This is a genomic window from Modicisalibacter radicis, from assembly GCF_900961225.1.
Classification (GTDB): domain Bacteria; phylum Pseudomonadota; class Gammaproteobacteria; order Pseudomonadales; family Halomonadaceae; genus Modicisalibacter.
Genome location: NZ_CAAHFN010000063.1, coordinates 22,343 through 46,546 on the forward strand (window position 1 = coordinate 22,343; position 24,204 = coordinate 46,546).

20 protein-coding genes are annotated in these 24,204 nt (G+C 57.0%); 7 read left to right on the plus strand and 13 right to left on the minus strand.

The window, feature by feature from the left end; all coding sequences use genetic code 11:
• Positions 1-89: 89 nt before the first annotated feature.
• From HR9077_RS10295 to HR9077_RS10310, 4 genes are all read right to left on the minus strand, one after another.
• The gene (locus HR9077_RS10295; protein ID WP_210725907.1) at positions 90-1,568 is read right to left on the minus strand and encodes a hypothetical protein; all 1,479 of its coding nucleotides are present in this window, start codon (positions 1,566-1,568) and stop codon (positions 90-92) included.
• A 42-nt stretch (positions 1,569-1,610) separates the two neighbouring features.
• The gene (locus tag HR9077_RS10300) at positions 1,611-5,210 is read right to left on the minus strand and encodes an ACP S-malonyltransferase (RefSeq protein ID WP_136066915.1); all 3,600 of its coding nucleotides are present in this window, start codon (positions 5,208-5,210) and stop codon (positions 1,611-1,613) included.
• A 322-nt stretch (positions 5,211-5,532) separates the two neighbouring features.
• Positions 5,533-6,702 carry an MFS transporter gene (locus tag HR9077_RS10305; protein WP_210725908.1) on the minus strand — a complete coding sequence of 390 codons (1,170 nt, stop codon included), beginning with the start codon at positions 6,700-6,702 and terminating at the stop codon, positions 5,533-5,535.
• 258 nt (positions 6,703-6,960) lie between these two features.
• On the minus strand, positions 6,961-8,145 hold the full coding sequence (locus HR9077_RS10310) for an MFS transporter (protein WP_136066916.1): 1,185 nt from the start codon (positions 8,143-8,145) through the stop codon (positions 6,961-6,963).
• A 110-nt stretch (positions 8,146-8,255) separates the two neighbouring features.
• On the opposite strand from HR9077_RS10310, the gene HR9077_RS10315 reads away from it, so the two are divergent.
• Positions 8,256-9,110: a helix-turn-helix transcriptional regulator gene (locus tag HR9077_RS10315; protein WP_136066917.1), complete on the plus strand. Its 855-nt coding sequence runs from the start codon at positions 8,256-8,258 to the stop codon at positions 9,108-9,110.
• Positions 9,111-9,133: 23 nt separating this feature from the next.
• Here the strand turns inward: HR9077_RS10315 and HR9077_RS10320 are convergent, their stop codons facing one another.
• Positions 9,134-9,775 carry a nitroreductase family protein gene (locus HR9077_RS10320; protein WP_136066918.1) on the minus strand — a complete coding sequence of 214 codons (642 nt, stop codon included), beginning with the start codon at positions 9,773-9,775 and terminating at the stop codon, positions 9,134-9,136.
• Complete coding sequence (locus tag HR9077_RS10325; protein WP_136066919.1) at positions 9,772-10,746, minus strand: DMT family transporter; 975 nt, start codon at positions 10,744-10,746, stop codon at positions 9,772-9,774. Before HR9077_RS10325 ends, HR9077_RS10320 begins: the two co-directional genes overlap by 4 nt.
• A gap of 84 nt (positions 10,747-10,830) precedes the next feature.
• Between HR9077_RS10325 and HR9077_RS10330 the strand changes: the two genes are divergently transcribed.
• Positions 10,831-11,319 (plus strand): MarR family winged helix-turn-helix transcriptional regulator, encoded by a 489-nt coding sequence (locus HR9077_RS10330; protein ID WP_136066920.1) that lies wholly within the window; start codon positions 10,831-10,833, stop codon positions 11,317-11,319.
• Between the two features lie 223 nt (positions 11,320-11,542).
• On the opposite strand, the gene HR9077_RS10340 is transcribed toward HR9077_RS10330, so the two are convergent.
• Positions 11,543-12,001, minus strand: coding sequence for a carboxymuconolactone decarboxylase family protein (locus tag HR9077_RS10340; protein ID WP_136066922.1), 459 nt, complete (start codon positions 11,999-12,001; stop codon positions 11,543-11,545).
• Between the two features lie 17 nt (positions 12,002-12,018).
• On the opposite strand from HR9077_RS10340, the gene HR9077_RS10345 reads away from it, so the two are divergent.
• The 5 genes from HR9077_RS10345 (at position 12,019) to HR9077_RS10365 (ending at position 16,845) form a co-directional block, all read left to right on the plus strand.
• Positions 12,019-12,933: a helix-turn-helix transcriptional regulator gene (locus tag HR9077_RS10345; protein WP_348532928.1), complete on the plus strand. Its 915-nt coding sequence runs from the start codon at positions 12,019-12,021 to the stop codon at positions 12,931-12,933.
• A 676-nt stretch (positions 12,934-13,609) separates the two neighbouring features.
• On the plus strand, positions 13,610-14,164 hold the full coding sequence (locus HR9077_RS10350; protein WP_136066924.1) for a hypothetical protein: 555 nt from the start codon (positions 13,610-13,612) through the stop codon (positions 14,162-14,164).
• Positions 14,165-14,255: 91 nt separating this feature from the next.
• Positions 14,256-15,044 (plus strand): hypothetical protein, encoded by a 789-nt coding sequence (locus HR9077_RS10355; protein WP_136066925.1) that lies wholly within the window; start codon positions 14,256-14,258, stop codon positions 15,042-15,044.
• 98 nt (positions 15,045-15,142) lie between these two features.
• A complete protein-coding gene (locus tag HR9077_RS10360) occupies positions 15,143-15,844 on the plus strand; it encodes a DUF4145 domain-containing protein (protein ID WP_136066926.1) in 702 nt (233 codons plus the stop codon).
• A 224-nt stretch (positions 15,845-16,068) separates the two neighbouring features.
• Complete coding sequence (locus HR9077_RS10365; RefSeq protein WP_136066927.1) at positions 16,069-16,845, plus strand: hypothetical protein; 777 nt, start codon at positions 16,069-16,071, stop codon at positions 16,843-16,845.
• A 333-nt stretch (positions 16,846-17,178) separates the two neighbouring features.
• Here the strand turns inward: HR9077_RS10365 and HR9077_RS10370 are convergent, their stop codons facing one another.
• The 6 genes from HR9077_RS10370 to HR9077_RS10395 all read right to left on the minus strand — a co-directional run bounded on the left by HR9077_RS10370 (position 17,179) and on the right by HR9077_RS10395 (position 23,925).
• Entirely contained in the window at positions 17,179-18,252 is a 1,074-nt protein-coding gene (locus HR9077_RS10370) for a LacI family DNA-binding transcriptional regulator (protein ID WP_210725909.1), read from the minus strand.
• 6 nt (positions 18,253-18,258) lie between these two features.
• Positions 18,259-19,536: a D-tagatose-bisphosphate aldolase, class II, non-catalytic subunit gene (locus tag HR9077_RS10375; protein WP_136066928.1), complete on the minus strand. Its 1,278-nt coding sequence runs from the start codon at positions 19,534-19,536 to the stop codon at positions 18,259-18,261.
• Positions 19,533-20,483, minus strand: a complete 951-nt coding sequence (locus tag HR9077_RS10380) for a tagatose kinase (protein ID WP_136066929.1) — start codon at positions 20,481-20,483, stop codon at positions 19,533-19,535. Before HR9077_RS10380 ends, HR9077_RS10375 begins: the two co-directional genes overlap by 4 nt.
• A gap of 3 nt (positions 20,484-20,486) precedes the next feature.
• On the minus strand, positions 20,487-21,458 hold the full coding sequence (locus tag HR9077_RS10385; RefSeq protein ID WP_168380928.1) for an ABC transporter permease: 972 nt from the start codon (positions 21,456-21,458) through the stop codon (positions 20,487-20,489).
• Positions 21,455-22,966, minus strand: coding sequence for a sugar ABC transporter ATP-binding protein (locus HR9077_RS10390; RefSeq protein ID WP_136066930.1), 1,512 nt, complete (start codon positions 22,964-22,966; stop codon positions 21,455-21,457). The genes HR9077_RS10385 and HR9077_RS10390 overlap by 4 nt, the downstream gene beginning before the upstream one ends.
• Before the next feature lie 68 nt (positions 22,967-23,034).
• The gene (locus HR9077_RS10395; RefSeq protein ID WP_136066931.1) at positions 23,035-23,925 is read right to left on the minus strand and encodes a substrate-binding domain-containing protein; all 891 of its coding nucleotides are present in this window, start codon (positions 23,923-23,925) and stop codon (positions 23,035-23,037) included.
• Positions 23,926-24,204 lie beyond the last annotated feature (279 nt).

Here is a 24,204-nt window from a genome sequence, read left to right on the forward strand (position 1 = left end):
CCTTTAGCCACTTTAATTCGCGCTTGCTCACGCGAGCCTCGAATGAGAGGGTTATATGATGTGTTTTTAAAGTAGGTAAATATGGTGTTCTATGCTTGAGTGCACTTTGTATCTATGCAGTAAGTAGATTTTCTAGCACTCTTCACTCTTGGTGACCGCATCCGCAGTGCCCAGTTAATGAGCGCATGGTTGATCATGTATAGTCGAGGGCGCTCGGCTTCTCCCTTAGGCGACATATGTTCCATGACCCAGGAGAAAGGTGATCGCCCACAGTAAAAGGGGTGCGGGCGGTACAAACGATCTGCGACGCCTAGATCGGCAAGAACGTTGAGAACGTAGCTGAATGGGTAAGGACGGTTTGCACGGCTCATATCCGTACGTTCTAGCGAAGCGAAAGCAGTTACCATGCGGTCGATCATTGCATCAGTAATGAGATCGCAACGGCCTGTAGAATAGGCAAGTTGTAACAAGTACGAGTACGAGATACCATACAAGAAATAGTCGCGTCCTGGGTCGATGTTCTTCCATTCGTTCACGAGCCTCTCAATAAAATAGTTTTTATCGGGCAGTGCCGTATCGATACATCCTAAGTTATAGAGAGCAATAATATAATATAAGCCCATATGAGTTCGCTCGACTGGTTTTATAGCAACTATCAAGTCATTAGCTTCTCGCAGTCGATCTCTTCCCAATGTCAGATACATCGGAAGTTCAGCGATGCCAATAGCGTTAAGCATGGTTAATAAAGGATATGCTTTTATAAAGTGATCTGACATATGACTCGGAAAAGACGGTTTGCTGTTTAATTCAGGAGCTCTATCTAGATAAGATAGAATAGAGCCAATATGATCATGGCCGTGGTCAAGAAGTCGGTTTTTGTGGCCCAGCAACACAATTGAAGAGATCAGCATAGATCCGCCTCGACCGCGGAAGAAAGGTGATGGCACCCTCTCCAGTGAGCTGAGTGCTTCAGCGATGTAATCCCGCTCTGTCGTTACAAGTCGCTCATTGAGGCCCAGCAGCCCGAAAGCAAAAAAAACTGTTGCCCAAGCAGAAATGCGTTCGTAATCTCCATGTCGCCCTTGGTTTTCGTCTTGAATTCGGTCAGGCTTTATCTCATCCATAGAAGTCAGTATCTCTGCTGGAAGATCCAGTGATGAGCCAGAAACATAAGCTCTGCTGATGTTAAGCTTCGCGATCGAAGTCAGTAGAATGCAGCCGGCTGTTACCCGAAAATAAGGGTTGCTAATATTATGTATTTCACCTACTACGGTAGACACAAGGGAGTCCGTTTTATTGGTGCTTAAGTTTAAGGCGGGGTTGGTTTTTTGAAGTATTAAATCTATAATTGCGGAAGCGAATCTCGAGTATGAATCTACATTATCTACTCGGAAACAGAGTTGGTCGATAGAATGGCGGATGCACTTTTCGGCATGCTGATCATAGCCGATGGGGTACTGACCGAGCCCGAGACCGCGCACGATCCTACTCCATGGTGTAGCAATAGCCCTAGACTCCATGGAAAAGTCTTCCAGACCATCAATTGGTGGGTTTAAACCTGCAATCATTTTTCTGTTCTCCTATAAAACATTTTCTAGCTTAAGCTAATTTTATCTATCCCGAGCAGGGACCTCTATCCCGAGAAAATCGGAACGTTTTCCTTCTAGCATTTCCAAGGCCCAGTTCAACCATTTTATCCCTTCGCAGTATATTGCCACTGGTCTCCGTTGCACCTCAGGTGTATCAATGACGGTGCCTTCGACTTCAGATTGGAAATGGAATGGCGGCATAGCCGTGAAATGCGTCCCCATTGTGAATACAAAGCGGGTGATCCATTGTGGATCGTCTCTATGGTGCTCCGAAGCAGGGTCTCCAAGTTGGTAGACTTCACTCATTACATTCGCAAAATAATCCTCAAGGCCGATCGGATTCTCAGGCGATATGGCTCCCCCGTGTTCGGTGATATCGCGCACTTTATATGCTCGCTGGTACGGATTTCCAGCGTGGAATTTGATGGAGATATCTTGTGTGCCGTCGATTTCAGACGATAAATCCAAAACAAATAAGTTGTTATGAATCTCATCGTAGTGACCAATTGAATTGTGCCATGGTTTATTGTCATACATCGGGTCATCTCTTGTGTTGGCACCAGCGCTATGGTATCCAATTGCACGTGGGTCTAGAAATCCTAAAGCAAGTGTTTCTGATGTGATTGAAGCGAGAGCTTGCTCAATTTTTTCACGGTTTTCCCCAGATTCAATCAAGCGCTGGGCGGTAAGCAAGGGAGCAAGATTGCCTATTTTTATGTTTTCAGTGTTAGTGTCTCCAATTACTAAAGAATGAATTTTGGGCTCGAGTATCTCGGTGTGGCATAGATCGGATCGAAATTTTTTAAGCAAGTTTTTATGATTTCTATAGCGATGTCTATTAATAATTATTTCATCCGAGTCGATAAGGTTCTTGTCGAATGTCCGTGGCGCTATTTGCCTGCACAAATCTAACCGATTTTCAATTTTCCTAAAGTATTGTTCCTCTAGGGTGTTTCCTGGTGCGGGTGACCTGCGTTGAGTATGAACTTTATGATGGATAAAAGTTATTACCTGCTCGTATAGCCGCGCAATTATTTCAACTGGCGGGACATGGTCATGTATGTACTTCCCAACCTCAATCCCTGGAATAAAAGTCATCTCGTAAATCAACTCTTGCCAACCATGGCTGTTTTTTTTGCCGGGTAAAGGGATGCATCTTTCAGTGATTTTGTTAACATGAGGGAAGTGGTTGCGCAGGTTTTCGGGCAGAGCGGCTAGATATTCGGCTTGCTTTTTCGCTTTGATAAAAGGCGGTAGCATTGGCCCCTTTCCTTGTGGATTCCACTTGGCTGTAGTTAATGCCTCACTAAGTACTTTTCGGACGAGTAATTTTGAATCGCCTTCTCGGCGAAAGAAAATCGTCAATGATTCGCTTCCGCCCTCACCGAAACCTACCAAGGTGTCGTCGGGATGGAGGTATGAACTTATCGTACTGTGTAAAAAATTACGTTTCTGAGCATATGTTGTGATTGCATTCCTTTCCCATGACATCGCCAGAAGTGCTCTTGACTCGGCTTCATCCAGGCCCGGGTTGAGGCCTTTTCGTAATAGTTCTTCTGGCGAACGAATGCATAGAATATTATTGTAATGTGGCGAGGTGTCCAAGTTTTTGATTAGACGGTAATCACCGAGTGCTACAATTGTACATGAGGCGTTAATCCGTATCAGCCTGGGTCCAACCCATGCGCTTGGCTGACTAAAAAGAGTTTTTGTCTCCGACTCAATGTCTCGTCGGGAGATCAGTGGGCTCCCTTGGGTAGAAAGAAGGGGGTAAGTAGCGTCTCGAATACGAGTACATAAGTCTGCAATGAGCATTTCCATTCGGGTGGGTGAGGCGCGACCTGTAGCTATTTGAGCTGCTATTTCGACTACATGGCCTGGGCCAACAGCTTCTCCAGAGACTAGTGCGAGCAACCAGCCGAATGCGTCACTGCCTTCGAAAAACACGTGGCTCTGCTTAAATAATTCTGGGCGGTGAAGCTTGAGCAGCTCTAGCATTGTCAATTGTTGGACAAGAAGGTCAATTGCATCTAGACGAGCTTTGGTTTTTTCTAGGCCTCGGTCCCTATAAAGATGATTATCTACGAGTCTGGTTTGTTCTACAATGGTATCTTGGATGCGTTGTGCAATCGGCTCTTCATCTAAAAAATTATTGAAAGTTTCAGTTTTTTTATTGATGTATGAGCGGTGGCTGCGTTCGAAATGAATAACTAGCGCCTCAGTGTCTTTATCTGGTATGGCCTCTCGATATTGTATTTTTCCTTTTTTGGAAATCGTTCTCAGCTCTATGAATGCTTGGCCAACCGATTTCGGCTCGCCCAAGATACGCTTTCTCAATCGCGCATTGAGCACAAGTTCCCCTGGCTGGATGTGCCTGCGATGAGCTAGCGTATATTGCAATGTTTTTCGAAAGTTTCGAAGCGCTGCGCTGGTAGTTTCGAATTTTTGTTTGCTTGTTGCATCGAAAGCCAGCGAATAAGCAACTCTTTTCAAATAGTCATCAACCACTGGCTCTTTTACAGAAAAATTAATTGAATCGCGAAGAAGCGTGAAGTCATTAGCTAGGAGTCTACCGTCTTCTCTGCTTGCTGTTTCCCGTATGGTTGACTTTATTTTCTGGCCCAGACTGGCTATATACAATAGGGTGCTAGCGTCATCACTATTTGCGACTATAGTCGCCCCAGTGCGAACGGCATTGTCCCTAAGCAGCTTTATAGATTTCCCGCCGTGTCCTATTTCCGCAACGAGGTCAGGATTAATTTCATCAACAATCTCAGCTGTTCGCTGAGAGTTCATGACTTCGTTGGTCATAGAAAGAATTGCATGGCGAACTTGATCGCCTTTTGTAAGCAGGCCTTTACCATTGTTGGAGATAAGAGGTATGTGTGGGTCATGAAAGGTAATTCTCTGAGCGTCTATGAATCTATCTAGTGCTATGCGCGCACCTATCATTCGCCGTGAATGAGCCATAAATTTTGTAGGCTTCTTCAGTTCTTCTGCCTTAACATGGGGGTAGTCACGCAAGATGCGAACAAATTCAGGCATGTATGTGGCTTGTACATAGATATTAATCTGATTTTTTGAATAATGCTTATGGATCTCTACAGTGTCCTGACAATATTTCCTTAAATACCTCGTGATGTTGGAAAGGTCATCAGGAAATGCCCTTAATGAAATTACATGTGCAGGCTCTAGTATTGGTCCCGAGCCAGCAGGGTATTGAGGAATGAAAGGTTCGATATGTTTGTCGAACGTGCTTTGCGCTCGTTGGTTCGAGATGGCCAATAAAAGAGGGGTAAAAACTCTCGCTAAAATCAGCCCGTTTTCTAAAGAGAGCGAACCAGCAGCCACAGAAGAGGCGACCATACCAAAACTTTCACCTGTGAAGGCTGCAAATTGGAGATTATCTTGTTTGATGGCACGTTCACGTAGATTGCTAAAAATAGCAAGGTTTTGGATTAAAAAAGATACCCCAATAAAACCTTGCCGTTCCACTGGATCCTTGGGCATGTTAGGTTCGGTTAACGCTAACCCGGCTGGGCCGCCCGGAATTTCTAGAATTTTTGCTGCTTCATGATATAGCTTAGAAACTGAGGGTTCCGCCGACCTGATCGATTCCATACCTATATTTCGGTACGCGGATCTACTCCCCAAGCCAGGGAAGAATGCGACCACCCTGAAATAATCTTCTGATACGGCTGGCCAGCCTTCGAGTAACTCTGATGAATTTGATGTCCGGTTGAAACTGAAAGATTCGTTGATAAATGCTGTCCTGCTGTTCAACTGAATACCCTCCCGGCGCCAGCCGCTTTATTTTATAAAATTAAAAGCGGCTCTATGGTTCCTTTTTTAGCTTGTTCATGAAAAATTGCTGTCAGTTCGGTAGTGCTATATATAATATTGGTAGGATTGTCTTGATCTATGTTGCTTATAATGCAGTTAACTATGCTACTCGGCGGCTGGCCGCGCTCGACGGCATGAGGACTAGCAGCGCAGCTGTTGCTAGCCCCGCCCCAACCCACAGGGGGGATGCGAACCCTAGGCCGGCCGCGATCGCGAGGCCGCCGAGCCATGTACCGAATGCATTGCCGATGTTGAGCGCGGCTATGTTCGCTCCGGATGCGACCGTCGGAGCGTCGCCTGCGAAATGCATGATCCGTAGTTGCAGACCGGGCGCCGTAGCGAAGCCTACAGCCCCTAAAAGGAACATCGCTACGAGAGTGGCCATAGTGTTTGTGACCAAGAGCGCGAAGCCACTCAGCACAGCTATGAGTACAACTAGAATCATCTGGAGGGAGCGATCCAAAGCCCGGTCTGCAAGGCGTCCGCCAAGGAGATTGCCGATAAATGTCCCGACGCCGAACAACAACAGGAGCCCTGGAACCGCCGTTGCTTCAAAACCGCTGACTTCAGTAAGAGTAAATGCAATATAGGTATAGGCCCCAACAAGTCCCCCAAATGTTAAAATGCTAACCATTGCAGAGAGGAGCACCTGTGGACGGCGTAACACACCGATTTCAGAACGGAGGCTACCTGCTTCCGGTGCTGGCGATCTCTGTACCAAGAGCTGAATACCAAAGAAGGTAATCACACCGATGGCGGTGATAACCCAGAAAGTGGCGCGCCAACCGAGTTGCTGGCCGATGAAGGTGCCGAAAGGGATACCTACAACATTGGCGACCGTGAGGCCTGCGAACATGAGCGAAATTGCTCCCGCCTTTCTATTCTCAGTCACCATGTTTGCTGCCACGACGGCTCCCACACCGAAGAAGGCGCCGTGGCATAGGGCGGCAACGATCCGGCCTGTCAGCATGACCGCATAAGTCGGTGCCATCGCAGAGATGAGATTCCCCACAATGAAGAGAACTACGAGCCCGAGAAGGACTCGTTTACGTTCCACACGGGAGACCGCTGCCGTAAGGCCAATAGCACCTGCGGCTACGCTCAGCGCATAGCCTGAAACGAGATACCCTGCGACGCTCTCGCTGACGGAGAAGTCCGCTGTGATCTCGGGTAGCAGACCGACTATCCCGAACTCCGTGAGCCCGATCCCGAACCCTCCCAAAGCCAAAGCGATCAGGCCCTTTGGCATAGCCTTCATCTGCTGGGTCATCGGATTCTCCTTCCATTCCATCGATGCCTTCAAAACTACATATCGAAGTATTTAGATATGTTTGCTGTTTTGTCAAATGAATTTCTATTCTTCATGCCAAGATGCTGCCGAACCCGGCATCGGGATAGTGGGGCCATCTTCTCGGCAGCTGGCGCCTGAGAACACGCATCATGCCCACCCGAGCGACTTCTTCGAACGCCATTGGCTGCGCTGAACGCCGCCCGGTCGGCGGCGTTCAGCGCCGGGGGTGTGGCGAGTTCACGAATCGGGGCAGGCCACAGCGCGCGCACGGGCCTGTGTCTTCAGCAGCCATGCCTGCAAGCCCATGCCTAATAGCGCCACGAGCCCGGCGGTGATGGAGAGCGCGTCGACAGGCATCCGCAGTGCCAGGGCCAGGCCGCCGAGCGAGGCGCCCAGGGCGCTGCCGAGATAGAGCGCGGATTCGTTCAATGCCACCGCGAGGTTGCCGTCGCCCTGGGCTTCTCGGGCTTTCATCAGCTCGTTGTTCTGGGGCACCTGCAGCGCCCAGCCCACGGCGCCCCAGAGCGCGATCGGGATCAGTGCCAGCCAGGGGCCGGCGCTCAGCAGCAGCGGCAGGGTGATCAGCGCGATACCCAGCAGCAGCATGATGGCGAAGGTGAGTTTCGGCCCGGGGAAGCGGTCCACCAGGGCGCCGATCAAGAAGCTGCCGAGCACGCCACCCACGCCCCATACCCACAGATAGAGCGTCACCGGGCGTTCGCCGTGTGCGCCGACCAGCGGTGCGATGAAGGTGTACATGCCCAGGCTGGCGATGGCGGCCAGCAGGGAGATGCCGAGCAGCCCGAGGACCCGGCGGTCGACCAGGATGGAGAGCTTGCGGCGCATCGGCACCACCTGGGCGGCGGGCATGGGAGGCAGGCGGACGATCAGGCCGATCAGCGCCACCAGCCCGATCAGCGCGATCAGCCACAGGGCGGCCTGCCAGCCCCAGCGCTCTGCCAGCAGCAGACCGAGCGGCACGCCGAGCACGGTGCCGCTCGCCATGCCGCCCATGATGATCGAGATCGTCTTGCCGCGCGCACTCGCCGGTGCCACGCCGACGGCCGCCGCGATGCCGATGGCGAGATAGGTGCCCGCCGCCATGCCGGCCAGCACGCGCCAGGCCATCAGGGCGGCGACGCTGGTCGTCAGCGCGCTGGCGGCGTTGGCGATGACGAACAGCCCCAGCATCACAAACAGCCCGCCGCGCTGGCGATGCGCGGGCAGCAGGGCGACACACAACGGCGAACCCAGCCCGTAGGCGAGCGTGAAGGCGGTGACCAGCTGGGCCGCCACGGAAATGGAGACCGCGAATTCGGCCTGGATCAGCGGGATCAGCCCGGCGGTAACGTAAGAGGCCATGCCCAGCGCGAAGGCGCCGATGGCCACCAGGTAGGTCGTGCTCTGTGAGCCGCGTGCCATCTGTACTCTCCTCGATGCATCGAATGGCGTTGTGGGGAAGCACGCGGAGTGTGTGGCGGGATTTAGAGGGTTACAATTTAAGCGTTTATGCTATTACTCGAGGCAACAGCATGGCTCCGGAACGCACGCTTGTACGCACACGGTATGAACTCGCCGAATTTCTACGTACTCGCCGCGAGCGGATCTCGCCCGAGTCGGTGGGGCTGCCGGCGGGCACGCGGCGGCGCACGCCGGGGCTGCGGCGCGAGGAAGTCGCGACCCTCGCGGGTGTGGGGGTGACCTGGTACACCTGGCTGGAGCAGGGGCGCGAGATCGGCGTCTCGTCGGCCTTTCTCGACAACCTGGCGCGGGCGCTGCAACTGGACGCGGCGGAACGGCGCCATCTGTTCCTGCTGACTCACCAGCGCCCGCCGGTCGAGCCGGGCAAGACCTGGTGCCAGGTGCCGCCTCTGGTGAAGCGCCTGATGGACGACCTGACGACACGCCCCAGCTATGTGCTGAACCTGCGCTGGGACGTGCTGGCGTGGAACGACGCGGCGGCGCGGGTGTTCGGCTTCGACCGGCAGCCGGCCGAGTATCGCAATCTGCTGTGGATGCTGTTCACCGACCCCGAGCTGCGTCGGGTGATCGCCGACTGGCCGACCCAGGCGCCACGCATTCTCTCCAGCTTTCGGCGCGATTACGCGCGGGCGGACGACGACCCCGCCATCGGCAACCTGGTGAAGGAGCTTTCAGCTCACTCCCCCGAATTTTGCCAGTGGTGGCGTCGCCACGAGGTGGATGCCCCCTGCCATGGCGTGCGCGCGCTCGATCTCGATGGGCTGGGCGAGGTCGGCTTCGAGCACACCAGCCTGATCGTCGACGAAGGCCGGCATCTGTGCCTGGTGGTCTACGCCGTGCAGGAGACGGACCCCCAGGCCGACGCCTTCGCCCGCTGGATGAGATCAATCGCAGGCGGCTCCTGAAGCTGGGACGCTTCGGCAGGCGCTCAGGCTTCGGGCAACGGGATGAACAGCCGCTCCCAGGGCCAGCGAATCTTGGCGAGTCCCGCATGCCGGTCGGCCCCAGTGTCGCGGTAGCCCAGGGCGAGAAGTGCGACGCTGCGCAGGCCCTGCGACTGGAGGTCGAGCAGGCGATCAAGCTCCGCCGGGTCGAAGCCCTCCATCGGCGAAGCATCCACGCGTTCCATGGCCGCCGCGGCCAGTGCCGTGCCCAGCGCCAGATAGGCCTGCCGGGCCGCCCACTGGAAGCGTTCATGGGGCGTGGCGAAACCATCGAGAGTGCCCTTGATGGTGTCGCCGTAGGCGTCCAGTTCCGACGGCTCGAGCCCTCGCGTTTCGGCCATCAATCGGGTCAGCTCGTCGACGTGACGAGCCTCGACGGGATTCCAGGCGGCGAAGACCAGCAGGTGCGACGACTGGACGATCTGCGGCTGGCCGAAGGCAACCGGGCCGATACGTTCGCGCAGTGCCGCATCCTCGATCACCAGCACGGAATAGGGTTGAAGACCGTAGGAGGAGGGTGCCAGGCGGATTGCCTCCAGGATCCGTTCTACCTGAACCGGGGGAACCTTGTCTCCGGTCATGCGTTTGGTGGCATAGCGCCAGTTGAGAGCTTCGATGAGTGTCATGACGACTCCTTGGGGGAAGGGGGCAGTGTGGCGGTCTTGGTACCGCTCGCCGGGGATGCTGCGCGGGTGCCGCGTTGGAACAGCAGCGTGCCGCCGGCTACCAGCAGTGCGGCCGGGCCCAGGTTGGGCGGCGGCGCCTCGCCGAGGGCGAAGACCGCGATCAGGGTGCCGACCACGGCGGCCACCGAACCGATCTGACTCAGGTAAACGGGACCGGCGAGTCGCTGCAGCACGAAGAAGAAGAGGTAGAGCACTGCGAACACGGCGACTTCCACCAGCAGCAGCCGCACGACGGCACCGGTGGTGAGCAGTGCCGGGAACTGGCCGGGTTCGAGCGACAGCGCGAAGGGCAGCAGCGTCACGGAGCCGCCGAACATCATCAGGGCTGCCAGGAAGACCGGCGAGCTGCCCTCGGGCCAGCGCAGCGTGCGGTAGATGTTGCCGAACGCGAGCACCAGCGGCATGGCCAGCACCAGGATGGCCCAGCCTGGCGAACCGTCGATGCCGCCGGCCTTGGCGGTGGCTAGCACCAAGCCTCCAGAGAGCCCCAGCAGCACGCCGAGCAGGCGCGATGGCCTCAGGCGTTCCAGTCCCAGCAGGACGGCCAGCGCCCAGGTGAGCAGGACCGGAAACGCGAAGCTCAGCGAGATGAATCCCGCCCCGACATGGCGTACCGCGAGGAAGGCCATGGCATTGGGCAGGGCGAACAGGGCTCCGGCCACGATGGCGTATTTCAGCGTGCGGCGATCGAATGTCAGCGGTCGATGACGGGCCACGGCGATGCCCAGTAGCACGAGGCCGGCACCGGCCATGGCCGTCGTCAGAAAGGTCAGCCGCGGTGCCCCTACGCCATCGGCCAGTTTGGCCACTACCAGTGACAGCGCCAGGAAGGTGCCGACCAGCAGCAGGCATCCCAGGGCATGGAGTCCGGCTCGTTCCGGCCGCTTGCGCGTCTGTGTGGCGTTAGACATCATTCAGCCTCGTAACTCGATGGGAAGTATCAATGTGTCGAGTATCTTAGTGTCAAGATAAAAACCTGGCAAGGAAAGATGGCAATGAACCGAGTGAAGCTGGCGGTTGGCCAATGGCGGCGCGAGTTGCCCGACCTCGACCTGCTGCCCATGGAAGTGGTCGGGTATCTGAAGACGAGTCAACTGGTCACCAAGAGTCGGCTGGATGCCTTCTTCAAGCAGCATGGTTTGCAGGCTGGGGAGTTCGACGTGCTGGCCACGCTGCGCCGTGCCGGCGCGCCCTGCGCGTTGACGCCGACCCAACTGTTCGAGGCGCTGATGCTCTCCTCGGGGGGAATGACCAATCGGCTGGATCGCCTGGAACGGGCCGAGCTGATTCGGCGCTCCCCCAATCCCGATGACCGCCGCGGCACGCTGGTATCGCTCACCGAACTGGGGCGCGAGCTGATCGACCGGTTGATTCCCCTGCATGTGGAGAACGAAGCGCGCCTGCTCGAGCCACTGACCCGCAAGGAGCAGGAGACACTGAACCAACTGCTCGGCAAACTGCTGGATGGGCTGGAAGGAACCTAGCTCGACCACGGCGCAGGCTCGCGCGTGTACATGGCGCTGCGGGTCGTGGTCGAGGGTCGCCCTTGGCTCGTCGATGTCGGCTTCGGTGGCGGTGCCCCTGGCTCTGCTGGATACCCGGGAGCCGCAGTTGACCCCACGCGAGACGCCGAGCGATGAGGGCCTGCTGCTGCAAGCCCTCATCGAACGAAAGGCGCCTGGCCAGGCGGTGTCCCCTGGACCCGAATCATTCGGGCCGATAGCTCCCGGCATCGGCGGCGAAACCGATCGACAGGCGGTTCCAGACGTTGATGGTGCAGACCGCCAGGGTCAGGTCGGCAAGCCCCCGCTCGGAGAAGTGCTCGCGGGTCGCTTCGTACAGGGCATCGTCGATGCCGTTTCCGGAAATCAGGGTGGTGGCCTCGGCCCAGGCCAGGGCGGCACGCTCACGGGGGGTATAGAATGGCGTTTCTCGCCAGGCGTTCAGGGCGTACAGTCGCTGTTCGGTTTCGCCGGCCTTGCGCGCCTCCTTGGTATGCATGTCGATGCAGTAGGCACAGCCGTTGATCTGCGAGACGCGGGTATACACCAGCGCCAGCAGGCCTTCGCCCAGTTCGCCTTCTTCCCCGGTGCGCGAGACGTGGCGCTGGAGTTTGAGCACGGCCTCGAGCCCGGCAGGACTGGCGGAGTAGTAGTTCATGCGCATGGGAGGATCTCCTGACGGTGAATGACGAACCCCAACCTAGCCCGGGCGCGAGGCGCGGCATTGTAGATTTTCGACCGGCATCCCTGACCGCGCTGCCCACCGGTCTGCGGCTGTTGCAGTTCGCCCCGAGCCCGGCGCTGCGCGCCCATGTGCAGTGCTTCTGGTATGCCCGCAGAATCGATGCGGATGCATCGGGAGCGAATGTGTCTGAGCTGCTGCACCCCGATGGCGGCATGGGGCTGCTGTTCAACTTCGGCGGCCCCGTGAGTCGTGACGATGGCGTCGCGGCGAGGGCCGCCTGGGTCGATGGCCCCAAGCTACGTTCGGTTCGGTTACGGGTGGGCCGGGATCTCGACCTGCTCGGCGTGCGCTTCAGGCCGGGAAGCGGAGCGCTGATCGTCGGGAAGCCGCTGAACGAGCTGGCCGGAGCCACGCCGATACCGAGCGATGACCTGCGTCACCTGACGCTCGAGGCGTTGCACGAAAGGCTGTGGCAAACACCCGACCTGACCAGCCGCATTGCGATGCTGGAGAGTTTCCTTCTGGAACGGTTGCGTCATGCCGAGGCGATGCCCGCGGTAGTGCCGGCCTCGCTGGCGTGGCTTCGTCAACGCGCCCGCCAGGGCGAGGGTGCGGCCAGCATCGCGACATTGGTCGACGAGCTACCGGTTGGCCAGCGCCGGTTGGAGCGACTGTTCCAGCGCCACGTGGGGCTCACACCCAAACGCTACGCGCGGCTGCTGCGCATCGCTCGCAGCCGCGAGTTGATCAAGCAGGGCGGGAGGGGCGTCGCCTTGACCGACACTGCCCATGCTGCCGGCTACTACGACCAGGCCCACTTCATTCACGACTTCAAGGCGGTGACCGGTATGACGCCGGGGGGATACCGGGAGCACGTGCAACGGCGGTACGGTCATGGAGTGCAGCCGTAGGCCGGGCATTACAGCCGTCGTTTCGGCCATCGGCTATCGCCGGGCTGGGGCAGGCGAGGTGCGGTTGGGCATCGTGTGCCTTGCGCTGATCACGGAACCAGCGCTTTGCGTTGAAGTGCGGCTGGGGATGAGCGACCGAGCGGACTGATGAGCGTCGCCCAGAGTTGCCGGCTTCCCCAAACTTGCCGGTAAGTCTCATTGCAAAACGTTACCGAGCGAGGCTAAGTAGGGTTAAGCCTCTGGGCTAGCGGCCGATAGGAAGTACAAAGAGAACAACGCGTAGCGAGTCGCAGGGAAAGGATGTCATCCCCGGACGGTAGTGTGTTTGGGCGTGTAATAGCAGCAGGTGCCCCGGGAGCTGTGGCGTTGGGTGACCATGAGGCCTGCGTGCATGCCAGGTGATTAGTAATCAATGGTATTTGAAGCTGGGTGGGTAAGGTGAAAGCCCGCTTTCGACCCAGAGCGGATGGTCCGAGGAAGGTCGCATGCGCTTTCAAGGGTGTTATGCAGCAGGCACGGTTATTGGTGTTATGTTGCCGAGGTATACTTAATAGCTAGCAATTTCAATAGGTTAATGGCCTGTCACCATGACATAATAACATTATTGAACGCGCGTGCGCGTTCAAGTCAATAAACGAGCGCGCTGTCTAATACCTGTTATGCGTAAGGTTTAGTTATGAATCACTTCATCAAAGAATTTAGGTACTCTGGCTTTTCTTTCAGTGAGGCTACGGAACCGTCAGAATTGAACTCCGCGATTGGAAGTCTCGCCATAAACTTCTCCGTTTTAGAAGATGAGCTTTCCTCGGCAGTTATCTGCTTGCTTGGAACTGAGATCGAGGAGGGTTTGGCGGTTACAAGTGAGATGTCATTCAAATCAAAGCTCAACGTCTTTTCTTCGCTAATGAAAAAGAAGTTAGAGTTTGGTGGCTATGCTTATAGCCCGTCTGATTTCCGAGATTTATTAGCCATGTGCGCAAAGTCGGAAGGATTTAGAAATCGCCTACTTCACTCTGCATGGGTACATGACCACGCCAAGAAAGAAATTCGCAGAAGAAAGCTCAGCGCCAAACTAAGCAAGGGGTTTAGGCACGACGAGGAGCCTCTTACTCCTGGGCAAGTCTTAGACATTGCTGACTATATAATTTACACGGCTGTCTCGCTCGAGGAATTCATTATGAACTGCTTCCCTGAATTCAAGCGGCCTTTAGAGAGTATTGTATATGCATAACAATACGCGCCAATTCGCACACTTCGTGTGCCGGACGCTCGCAAGCTCGCGCCGTTGCGCTTTGCGTTATACCCGTACAGGAGAGTGAGATTTGCAAGTCGCTATTTTTATTGTGGCAATTCTTCTTTTTTCATCGGGCGTGGCGCTTGGCTTTTTGGATAAGGTCGGCGCGGCCACAGCAACATACACTGCTGCCGTTTTGAGTTTGATTTTCGCCTTTCTCCCTGAGTTTAAAAAATTTAAGGGATTAGGTATTGAAGCCGAGCTACTTGATAAAAAGATTGAAGAGACTGACAAACTGCTGAAGAAACTTAGAGATATAACCGCTCCAATGGCAGAATTGTTGATTGCTTCGACCGCAAGAGCGGGGCGCTGGGGTTCTGGTATTCCCAGAAGCCAAAAATATGAGCTTATGCAGAAGATTGAACGTGAGCTTAAAAATTGCGGCTTGGATGACTCTCAGGTAGAGCAAGCAAAAAAAGATTGGCACTACTACAATGTTTTCGATTTAGCTTCTCCAATCTTTCAAAAACTCGTAGATAAGCTGAGTGAGGTAAAGAAAGAGCGAGAAAAAGAACTTGGCGAATTTAATAAGCCGATAGCTCCAGAAAGAGTTGACGAATATAACAGGCTAATTGCACTTCGTGATGAAGTTGCCAGGGAAATTAGCGATCTTCGCGATTTGCAGCAGATCACAAACCAAGATTATCTTGCTGAGCAAATAACCGAAGCTATTTCCAGCTCACAGGCCCTCAATGAAGAAGAAAAAAGAGCTTTGACCAACGAGCTTGATGAAGAGATTCGCGACCTGAGCCATTACATAAAACATAGAGAGTTCAGGCGTTTATCTGCTTGGTTTTCGGGTGAGGGTGCAAAGTAGAGGTATAACGAGTGCGTCAACGGGACCGGTTTTCCGCTGGAGCTCCAAACCGGCCCGTTACGCTGGCGTTATGCATTAAAAGAGATGCGAGGCGAGTCATGGCTGAACTAGTTGCAGATTGTCCGCGTTGCGGATCAAGTCGTATTTCATTCGATCTATTGAGCGCCATTCATACGAGAACCGAGTATAGTTGGCAGTATTGGTATGAGACTTTTGCTATTTGCCGTCAGTGTCATCGTTCAACGGTCTTTGTTCTTGCTGATGACGTTAATGCAGATTATCAAGCAGTCCATAAAACTGGGCTTATAAACATTGATCATGCAGTCAATCGATACGTGCAGATCGAAGGAATCATAACGTTAAAGGATCGAGCGGAAGTGGAAGCGCCTGAGTATGTTCCAGATGCCATTAACAATGTGTTCATGGAAGGCACAACATGCTTGAAGGTTGATTGTTGGAACGCTGCTGGAACCATGTTCCGTTTATGTATTGATCTTGTAACGAAGGGATTATTGCCGGAGCAGGATGTAGAGGGGCTAAATCAGCGAACACGTAGAAACCTCGGTCTCCGGTTACCATGGCTTTTCGATAATCAGTTATTACCAGAAAGTCTGAGGGAACTTTCGACATGCGTCCGAGAGGATGGTAACGATGGCGCGCATGCTGGAACTCTTCGTAAAGCAGATGCAGAGGATTTATTAGATTTCACACGTATCTTGCTGGAACGAATCTATACAGAGCCTGAGAGAATCCGGCTTGCAGCAGAGCGTAGAAAGCAAAGGCGAGATGAAAATGCATAACAATGCGCTCGTTCGGACGCAAACTACGCTGCGCTTCGTTTGCGCCGCACAGCTTGGGCGTTGGGCGGCACCGCAAACTACACTCGTGATTCGACTTATAATAACGGTGAGGTCACGGTTGGCTTTTCGTGTTCTGAGCGGCGGTCGTTTAATGACTCAGCCTCGGTCTGCCACCATACTCCCCGAGGCAGCTGCAAATACTGGCGAACAAAGCGAAAAAAACAATGACGGATATTGAAATTCATTCTGAGCTTGAAGCAGATAAGCTTCTGCAATCGGGCGAGTGGGTCCGAGAGAGTGAAGCTCGTTATCGCATGGACAAAGCAATCCGAGAAGAGATCGCGAGAATGTTTGGTGAAGATCTTCCTTTCGACCATCACGGCAGGATCGCAAATGCAATCAGTGATGCCGTCAAGGATGAATCGACGCAGAAACTCCACCATCATATTCAAGGTAGTCCGCAACCCAAATTGGGAGAAGTAGGCCTTCCAGATCCTCAACTGGAACTAAAGGTTGGCTTCGGAACAGTCATCAAGCTTGGGCCAACGTTCAAGAACATAAAGTGGAACGTTTTAGCAACGATTGGCGCGATACTCACGGTGAGTCAAGAAGACAAACTTGCGATGATTGGTACTGGCGCTTTGGTGTTAAAGCCTATGTACGAGGTCGTGTTAAGTCTCTATCAAGCTGTCGAGAAAATTGAAGACCCTAAAGAACTCGTAGTTTTTGAGGTTGTTGCAGCACTTCAAGCCCTATTGACCCGAGATAATTTGCCCATCGAATCTATGCTGGACTTTGACGATCTTCGCGGTCTCTATGCGGTTGATGTGGACGAAATCGTTTCGTTTATACCAAGGTATCGGAAGGTTAGAGAGATATATCCTCCTTGGGGAGGCCGGAATGCTACCGTTCGTTCGCTCGATGTGGAGCCCGTTCTGCGAGCACTTCAATCTAGAGAGATCTTGAAGGACAGGGATGGTCAGTGGAGCATTGCCTTCTAAAGCTCTCTACTGCCAGTGTCGATCAATCAGTTGACATACGCCTCGCAGAGCTCAGTTCGTCAATTAAAGATGCTCATTGTGGCTTGAGCTCGGCATTGTAAGGTTGCCGTCCAACAAGTACATGAACCCGACGCGCCTTAGGCGCGCGGGTTATGCTAGTCGTTATATCTACTCTCTGGCTGGACGTCCGCTCCTGTCCGATAGGAGGCTTTAGCCCACCCCGCAAGTGGAGTACCCCAGCCGTCGACGTTGATGAGCTATAAGGGAGTGGCTCTCACGCAACACACTTTAATTGCGAGTTACGCTTGAAGCGTATTGGGCGGAGTTCGAAACTCAGGCGGAGTCGCGCAGGACGAGTTGGCCGGCAAACAGGGCTGTTTCATGCATGGATCCGCCATCGGTCTCAGTCTCGCCGATGCGAGCCAGTAGCGTGGCCATGGTCCGTTGCGCGATGCCCTGGATATCCTGTGACACTGTGGTCAAGGGCGGGCCAGAGTAGCGGGCGAAGGGGTGATCGTCGTGACCGGCGATTCGCAGTTGGGAGTGCGCTGTGCGGCCGACGTGCAGGTTTGCCTGCCAGGCTGCAAGCAGTGCACCGAGGGCGATCCGGTCATTGGCACATAGAATGGTGCGCGTGGGTAGGCCGGCCTCCAGGGCATGGCGTGTCTGTTCATGACCGTAGCGCTCAAAGTCCCAGTCAAGGCGTTTGGGTACCGCGAGCACTCGCGGGCTTTCGTGGGCTTGCGCCATCGCCTCCTCATAGGCCGCGAGGCGAGCCTCGGCGTTGCGATTGATGGGCGGCATCGGAAGAAAGCCAGGCGGCTCTCCCGAGCGACATAAATACTCGACCATCAGGCCGATGCTTTGGGCATTGTCGGTGCCGACAAAGGGAGTACTGGCATCGGGGGCGCTGTCGACATAAACGATGGAGCTGCGGCGCTCCAGGCTGGCCAGCCTGGCACTGGGGCCCTGGGTGCCCAGGGGCACGACGATGGCCCCGGCGATATTCATCGACTCCAGGCGCGCGATGGCGTCGACCTCGCGGTCTGCTCGACCGTTCGAGGAGAGCATGAACAACACGTACCCAGCGCGGGAGGCGAGCTCTTCCACCTGGCGTACCAGTTCCATGTAGAAGGGGTCGGTGGCGGTAGGCACGATGATGCCCAGCACCCGGGTGCGAGTACGCTTGAGGTTGGTAGCGAACAGGTTCGGCGTGAAGCCGGACGCCTCGATCGCCGTCTCTATCCGTTGCCGCGTGGAAGGACGGACACTCTCCGGGGCATTGAAGTATTTCGAAACGGTGGGGCGTGACAGCCCGACGAAGGCCGAAAACTCCTCCATGGTACGAATGTCACCCGTGCCACCGTTGCTCATCTCTGCCTGACTGTCCTGTTGCGTGTCATCCAAGTTGCATCATCCCTTGCAGGCGTCGATATAGTCTTTCATGACGTCTCCGATGGCCGCAAACAGCAAGTCCCGGGCGCGAGGCGCCACGGTCTTGTTGCGAACTGGCTTGAGCAGCCCGCCGAGATACTGGGCGATCAGTGGCTCGGGGATCTCGACGCCGTCGAGTTGCTGTAACAGGGCATCCACGGCGGCCTTGGCATCCGCTGCCGGCCAGTAGTAGCGGATACGGTCGCTGTAGGAAAAGTGGCGCAATATCGCCTGTTCGTGCTCGGAGCCTTCATAGTACTTCTGCCAGTTGTCCGGCGAGGCCAGCATCACCGCTTCCATGGTGTCACGCAGGCTCTGACGCGATGAACCGGGATAGAGTTCGGTAGCGATCATGTCGAGACCGTACAGCGCCTCGCGCAGGGCAAAGGTCAGCCCGGGCCCGACCTTCAGGATGGCGAAGCCGTCCTCGACCAGCGCGCCGAGCGCCGAGGGCGGCTGGTAGTCGGTGGAATGGGCTTCGAAGACCAGCCCGGGAAGGTCGTCGAGGGTCTGACTCAGTGCTCTGGCCTCGCTGGAATCGTAGACAACCACATTGTGGTTGCCGAATTCGACGCCGGGCTGAACCACGGCAGCGATGACACGCTCGAAGGCGTTTTCCAGGCCGGTCTCGAGGAAAGCGCGGCGATGCACGTCGACGGTTTCACGTACGGCGGCGGGGCTAGTGACCTCGAGACCCTCGATGGCCTCCAGGGCGCCACCCGGGACGGGCACCTCGGTGCCGATGATATAGACCGGTGGCTGGCCGGGGCTGGTGCTGGCCTCTTCGGCGGCCTTGGCCAGACGCGCTGCGCGTGCGGCGGTGTCGGCATCGTCCAGGGCAATCGGCTCGCCGGCGCAGCCCATCGAGCAGTCGAGGTGCAGCTTGGTGAAACCCGCGGCGGCGTAGGCGCGAATCATCGTCTCGGCCTTGTCCATGGCGGCCTCGGCATCGAGCGCCTTCCAGGGGTTGGGTCCGAGATGGTCGCCGCCGAGAATGATTCGTTCGCGGGGGAAGCTCGCCCGCTCGGCGATGCTTTCCACCATGGCGCGAAAATCGTTGGGCGTCATGCCGGTGTAACCCCCGTCCTGGTTCACCTGGTTGCAGGTGGCCTCGATCAGCAGCGGCAGGCTTGTCGGCAGTGTGGCCTGCATCGCCGCTTCAAGCACCAGCGGGTGGGCTGAACACACGGAAGGAATGCCGGAGGGGCCCGCCTGCTTGCGCCAGGCGGCAAGGTCTCGAATCGAAGGGGCGGTCATGAGCGGGTCTCCTGTGAGGCGAGTAATCTGTCGAGCTGATGTCGGGTGGCAGCGCCTTCCATTGGGCCAAGGCGAGTGACCGAGTGGGCCCCGGCGGCATTGGCGTAGCGCAGGGCGATGTCCGGTGCGGCACCCTCCAGCCAAAGGGCAACGAAGGCCCCGCCGAAACAGTCGCCGGCGCCGGTCGGATCGAGTTCTTCCACCGATAGCGGCGCCACATCCGTGCGCCCCTTGCGGCAGTAGTGGCTGGCGCCCTGGTTGCCTCGCTTGACGACGATGTCACTGATGCCGCGGCCCAGCAGATCGTCGACGGCGTCCTGTTCCGTTGTGGCCTCGGAGAACAGGAAGATTTCGTCGCCGGAAGGTAGAAACAGATCGGTCTGGGTCAGCATGTGGGAGAGCTCCTCCCGCAGTCCGGGGGTGTCGAGCATCTCGGCCCTCAGGTTGGGATCGAAGCTCAGGCTGCCCCCTCGCGCCTTGATGCGCTGCACCGCCGACCGGGCCAGCGCCGCCATGTCGGGGATGGTGAGGGCGGTACCCATGATATGCAGGTGATCGCAGCTTTCGATCAGGGCTTCGCTGGCCGTGGTGGCGGGGAGTCGGGCGGCTGCACTTTGCGGCAGGGTGAAGACGAAGCGCCTGCTGCCATCGGGACGGTAGCGCACGAAGGCGCAGCCGGTGACTTCGCCGGGCGCGATCTCGATGCCGTTGACGTCGACGCCGTCATCGCGTAGCCGGTCAATATTCAGGTGGCCGAAGTCATCGTCACCGACGCGACCGAGAATGGCGCAGGCCTGGCCCATGCGGCCCACCTGGTCGATGAAGATGGCCGGCGCTCCAGACGGGTAGGGCCCCGTCAGAGGCTGCGCCTCGCCAAATCCATCGCCCTGGGTCGTCGCCACGAACTCCACCAGAATCTCGCCGATAGTCAGTATCTTCCTAGTCATGGATTATCCCTTCTGACGCTTGGCGCGGACGTCGAGCCATACGGCCACCAGAATCACCAGCCCCTTGACGATGAGCTGATAGAAATAGGGCACCGAGAGCATGTTCATGCCGTTGTTGAGTGCGCCGATGATCAGGGCCCCGATCAGGGTGCCGACCATGGTCCCGACCCCGCCCGCGAGACTGGTGCCACCCAGCACGGCCGCGGCGATGGCATCCAGCTCATAGCTGATGCCCGCGTTGGTCTGCGCGGAATACAGCCGCGACGACATCATGATGCCGGCCACCGCCGCCATCAGGCCGGAGATCATGAAGATCGATATCTTCAGACGGTCGACCTTGATGCCCGAATAGATGGCCGCTTCACGGTTGCCGCCGGTGAGGTAGGTACGCCGGCCGAAGGTGGTGTGCGCCAGCAGCAGGTGATTGAGAACGAACAACCCCACCACGATCCAGATGATGATCGGCACGCCTACCACGCTGCCGGTGCCGATGGCTGTCCAGGTGGGGTCGGTCAACATCGCCGGGGCGCCGTTGGTCGGGAGACTGACCATGCCGCGGTAGATGCTCATGGTGGCGACCGTCACGATAAAGGCAGGCAGCATCAGCTTGGCGGTCAGCACACCATTGACCAGCCCCATCAAGGCGCCGGCGAGCAGGGTGATGACCACTGCCGGAACGAACCCCCAGCCGAGCCCGATGATCTGGGCACCGACCATGCCGGCGACCGCCAGCATGGAACCGACCGACAGATCGATATCGCCCAGCAGGATCACCCAGGTCATGCCGAAGGCCAGCACGGCGATGACGGCGACCTGCTGCAGGATGTTCATGAAGTTGGCGAGCGACAAGAAACGCTCATTGGTCAGCGAGAAGAAGACGCACAGCGCGATCAGCGACAGGAAGATGCCGCCGTACTGTCGCAGCGTTGACTTCAGGCGTTCGTGATTGGCGGGGGAAAACGTGGTCATATTCATGCGTGCTGTCCTGTGGCGTGGGCCATGACTCGTTCAGGGGTGGATTCGGCAACGGGCAGGATGGCGGCGAGTCGGCCCTCGGCCATGACCGCCACGCGATCGGCCATGCCGAGTATCTCGGGAAGTTCCGAGGACACCATGATGATGGCCGTGCCTTCGGCAGCGAGCTGGCGGATAAGCCGATAGATCTCGAACTTGGCCCCGACGTCGACGCCGCGGGTCGGCTCGTCGAGGATCAGGACCCGCGGACGGGTGGCCAGCCATTTGGCCAGGACCACCTTCTGCTGGTTGCCCCCGGAAAGCGTGCCGACCACCGTCTCGATGGAGTGGGTGCGCACACCCAGGCGACTGACTTCCTCGCTGGCCTGGCGTCGCTCCCTGGCATTCTGCAGGATGCCACCGGCGGATATCTGCGATAGCGAGGCCATGGTGATGTTGGCGCGTACGGTCTGGTTCAGCACCAGCCCCTGCTCCTTGCGATTCTCGGTGACGAAACCAAGGCCCTTTTTAATCGCGTCGGACGCATCGGCCAGTTGCACTGTCTCGCCGTCCAGGCGGATCTTCCCCTCCGCGTGACACATGCCGAATAGCGCATTCATGACTTCCGAGCGGCCGGAGCCGATCAGTCCGAAAAAGCCGAGAATCTCGCCGGCACCGACGTCGAACGAGATATCGCTGAACTCGCTGGGGCGTGTGAGCCCCTGTACCGAGAACAAGGGCGTCGCGGAGCTTTCTGCCGGCTCAGCCAGGCGGGGCGGAAACATGTTTTCCATGGGACGGCCGACCATCAAGGAGATCAGTTCCGAGGTCGTGGTCTCGTCCTTCTTCAGCGTTGTGATGTATTCGCCGTCACGGACGACGGTGATGTCGTCGGAGAGTCGCATGATTTCTTCCATGCGATGGGAGATATAGATCACCGCCTTGCCGCGCTCGGTAAGCCGGCCAATGATGCGAAACAGAATCTCCGCCTCGGAGTCGCTCAGCGATGAGGTGGGCTCGTCAAGGATCACCACATCCGCGTCGTGACTCAGCCCCTTGGCGATCTCGACCAGCTGGCGCTGGGCCATGGACAGGTCGCCGACCTTTGCGTGCACGTTAATGGGCAGGCCGAGGTCATCCACCAGGGCCTTGGCCGTGGCAACCAGCTTGGCATCGGAAATCCAGCCCAGTCGCGAGGGTTCCCGAGTCGCCAGGATGTTTTCGGCCACGCTCAGGTTGTTGCACAGGCTCAGTTCCTGAAAGACGATGGCCAGCCCGCTGCGTGCGGCTTCCTGTGGCGTGGCGGGGGCATAGGGTTCGCCCCTTAGCCACATCTCGCCTGCGCTCGACGAATGAACGCCAGCGAGGATCTTCATCAGGGTCGATTTTCCTGCCCCGTTCTCTCCAAGTAGCGTATGTACCCGCCCGCGCTCGACCTGCAAATCCACGCTTTTCAGGGCGGTCACAGGGCCGAAGTGCTTGGCGACCTGGCGAAGACAAAGGACCGGGGGTTGCTGGGTACTGGACATGACACACCCTTGCAATCAATGAGGCGAGCGGTGGCCATCGAGACAGCCACCGCTATGCGGGAGCTACATTACTTGGCGGTGTAGACGCCGGGCACGATGGGCTGCTCAGCCGGCACCGCCTCGCCTTTCATGATCTGGGTGGCGGTCTGTACCGCCAGGCGGCCGATCTCATCCGGATACTGCTGGATCACGCCGACCATCACCGGATTGCTGTCCACCGCTTCACGCGCTTCCTGCATGCCATCGAAGCCGATCACCTTGACCTGGTCCTGCAGGTTGGCTGCCTGCACGGCGACGCTGGCCGCGAGCGCGGCATCGTCACCAAAGCCGAAGATGCCATCGATGTCGGGGTTGGCCTGGAGCATGTTCTGGGAGACGGCGAGGGCCTCCGCGCGGGTAATGCCGGTCTGCTGGGCAACGATCTCGATGTCGGGGTAAGCCTCGAGGCCGTCCTTGAAGCCCTCGATGCGAGACACGACGGATTGCACCGTGGGGTAGTCAATGATCGCCACCTGACCTTTCCCGCCAAGCTCTTCACCCATCAATTCGGCGGCTCGCTGCCCCCCGGTGAAGTTGTCGGTGCCGATATGGGATGTGACTTCCACGCCCTTGGCAGGAACGTCCACCGTAATGACCTTAATGCCCGCCTGTTGGGCCTTCATGATCGCCGGTAGCACGCCTTGGCTGTCCACCGGTGAAATGATCAGCACATCGATGCCCCTGACGATGAAGTCTTCGACGTCGGCAAGCTGCTTGCTCAGATCCTGGTTGGCGACCGAAACATCGAGGGACACGTCACTGGAGGCAGCTTCTTGCTGCATGGCTTCTGCAAGCTGGATATAGAACGGATGTTGCTGGGTCAGCAACGAGGCGCCGATGCCCTCAGCCCAGCTGGTCGAGGCGCTCAGCGCCAGCGCGGCGGCACCAAGGGTAGAGATCGCTTTGCGAAGAATGCTCATGGAGTTGCTCCTGTGAAGCTTGGCCGATGCGGACAGGGGCCGGGTGTAACGGGGTTGGCATGAATGCTCTCGTGAAAAGAAATTTATATACACGTGTAAAGTTTAGCTACACGACTTTGGTCGCGTGGGAGGGAGCTTGTTCCCGAGTGGCGCCGCCAGGCGCCCGGTTCCGGCAAGAAACGCTGCCTACCGCCATCGCGAATAATTCGCTCTCACTAAAACCGGCCTGGATGCCCATTGGAGCAGGAGGCTGAGGATTCTTGTGGGTGGGAGCAGGGC

Coding starts and splice junctions, on each gene's coding strand:
- HR9077_RS10295 (WP_210725907.1), bottom strand. CDS start 1,568: ATGATTGCAGGTTTAAACCCACCAATTGATGGTCTGGAAGACTTTTCC.
- HR9077_RS10300 (WP_136066915.1), bottom strand. CDS start 5,210: ATGGAATCGATCAGGTCGGCGGAACCCTCAGTTTCTAAGCTATATCAT.
- HR9077_RS10305 (WP_210725908.1), bottom strand. CDS start 6,702: ATGACCCAGCAGATGAAGGCTATGCCAAAGGGCCTGATCGCTTTGGCT.
- HR9077_RS10310 (WP_136066916.1), bottom strand. CDS start 8,145: ATGGCACGCGGCTCACAGAGCACGACCTACCTGGTGGCCATCGGCGCC.
- HR9077_RS10315 (WP_136066917.1), top strand. CDS start 8,256: ATGGCTCCGGAACGCACGCTTGTACGCACACGGTATGAACTCGCCGAA.
- HR9077_RS10320 (WP_136066918.1), bottom strand. CDS start 9,775: ATGACACTCATCGAAGCTCTCAACTGGCGCTATGCCACCAAACGCATG.
- HR9077_RS10325 (WP_136066919.1), bottom strand. CDS start 10,746: ATGTCTAACGCCACACAGACGCGCAAGCGGCCGGAACGAGCCGGACTC.
- HR9077_RS10330 (WP_136066920.1), top strand. CDS start 10,831: ATGAACCGAGTGAAGCTGGCGGTTGGCCAATGGCGGCGCGAGTTGCCC.
- HR9077_RS10340 (WP_136066922.1), bottom strand. CDS start 12,001: ATGCGCATGAACTACTACTCCGCCAGTCCTGCCGGGCTCGAGGCCGTG.
- HR9077_RS10350 (WP_136066924.1), top strand. CDS start 13,610: ATGAATCACTTCATCAAAGAATTTAGGTACTCTGGCTTTTCTTTCAGT.
- HR9077_RS10360 (WP_136066926.1), top strand. CDS start 15,143: ATGGCTGAACTAGTTGCAGATTGTCCGCGTTGCGGATCAAGTCGTATT.
- HR9077_RS10365 (WP_136066927.1), top strand. CDS start 16,069: ATGACGGATATTGAAATTCATTCTGAGCTTGAAGCAGATAAGCTTCTG.
- HR9077_RS10375 (WP_136066928.1), bottom strand. CDS start 19,536: ATGACCGCCCCTTCGATTCGAGACCTTGCCGCCTGGCGCAAGCAGGCG.
- HR9077_RS10380 (WP_136066929.1), bottom strand. CDS start 20,483: ATGACTAGGAAGATACTGACTATCGGCGAGATTCTGGTGGAGTTCGTG.
- HR9077_RS10385 (WP_168380928.1), bottom strand. CDS start 21,458: ATGAATATGACCACGTTTTCCCCCGCCAATCACGAACGCCTGAAGTCA.
- HR9077_RS10390 (WP_136066930.1), bottom strand. CDS start 22,966: ATGTCCAGTACCCAGCAACCCCCGGTCCTTTGTCTTCGCCAGGTCGCC.
- HR9077_RS10395 (WP_136066931.1), bottom strand. CDS start 23,925: ATGAGCATTCTTCGCAAAGCGATCTCTACCCTTGGTGCCGCCGCGCTG.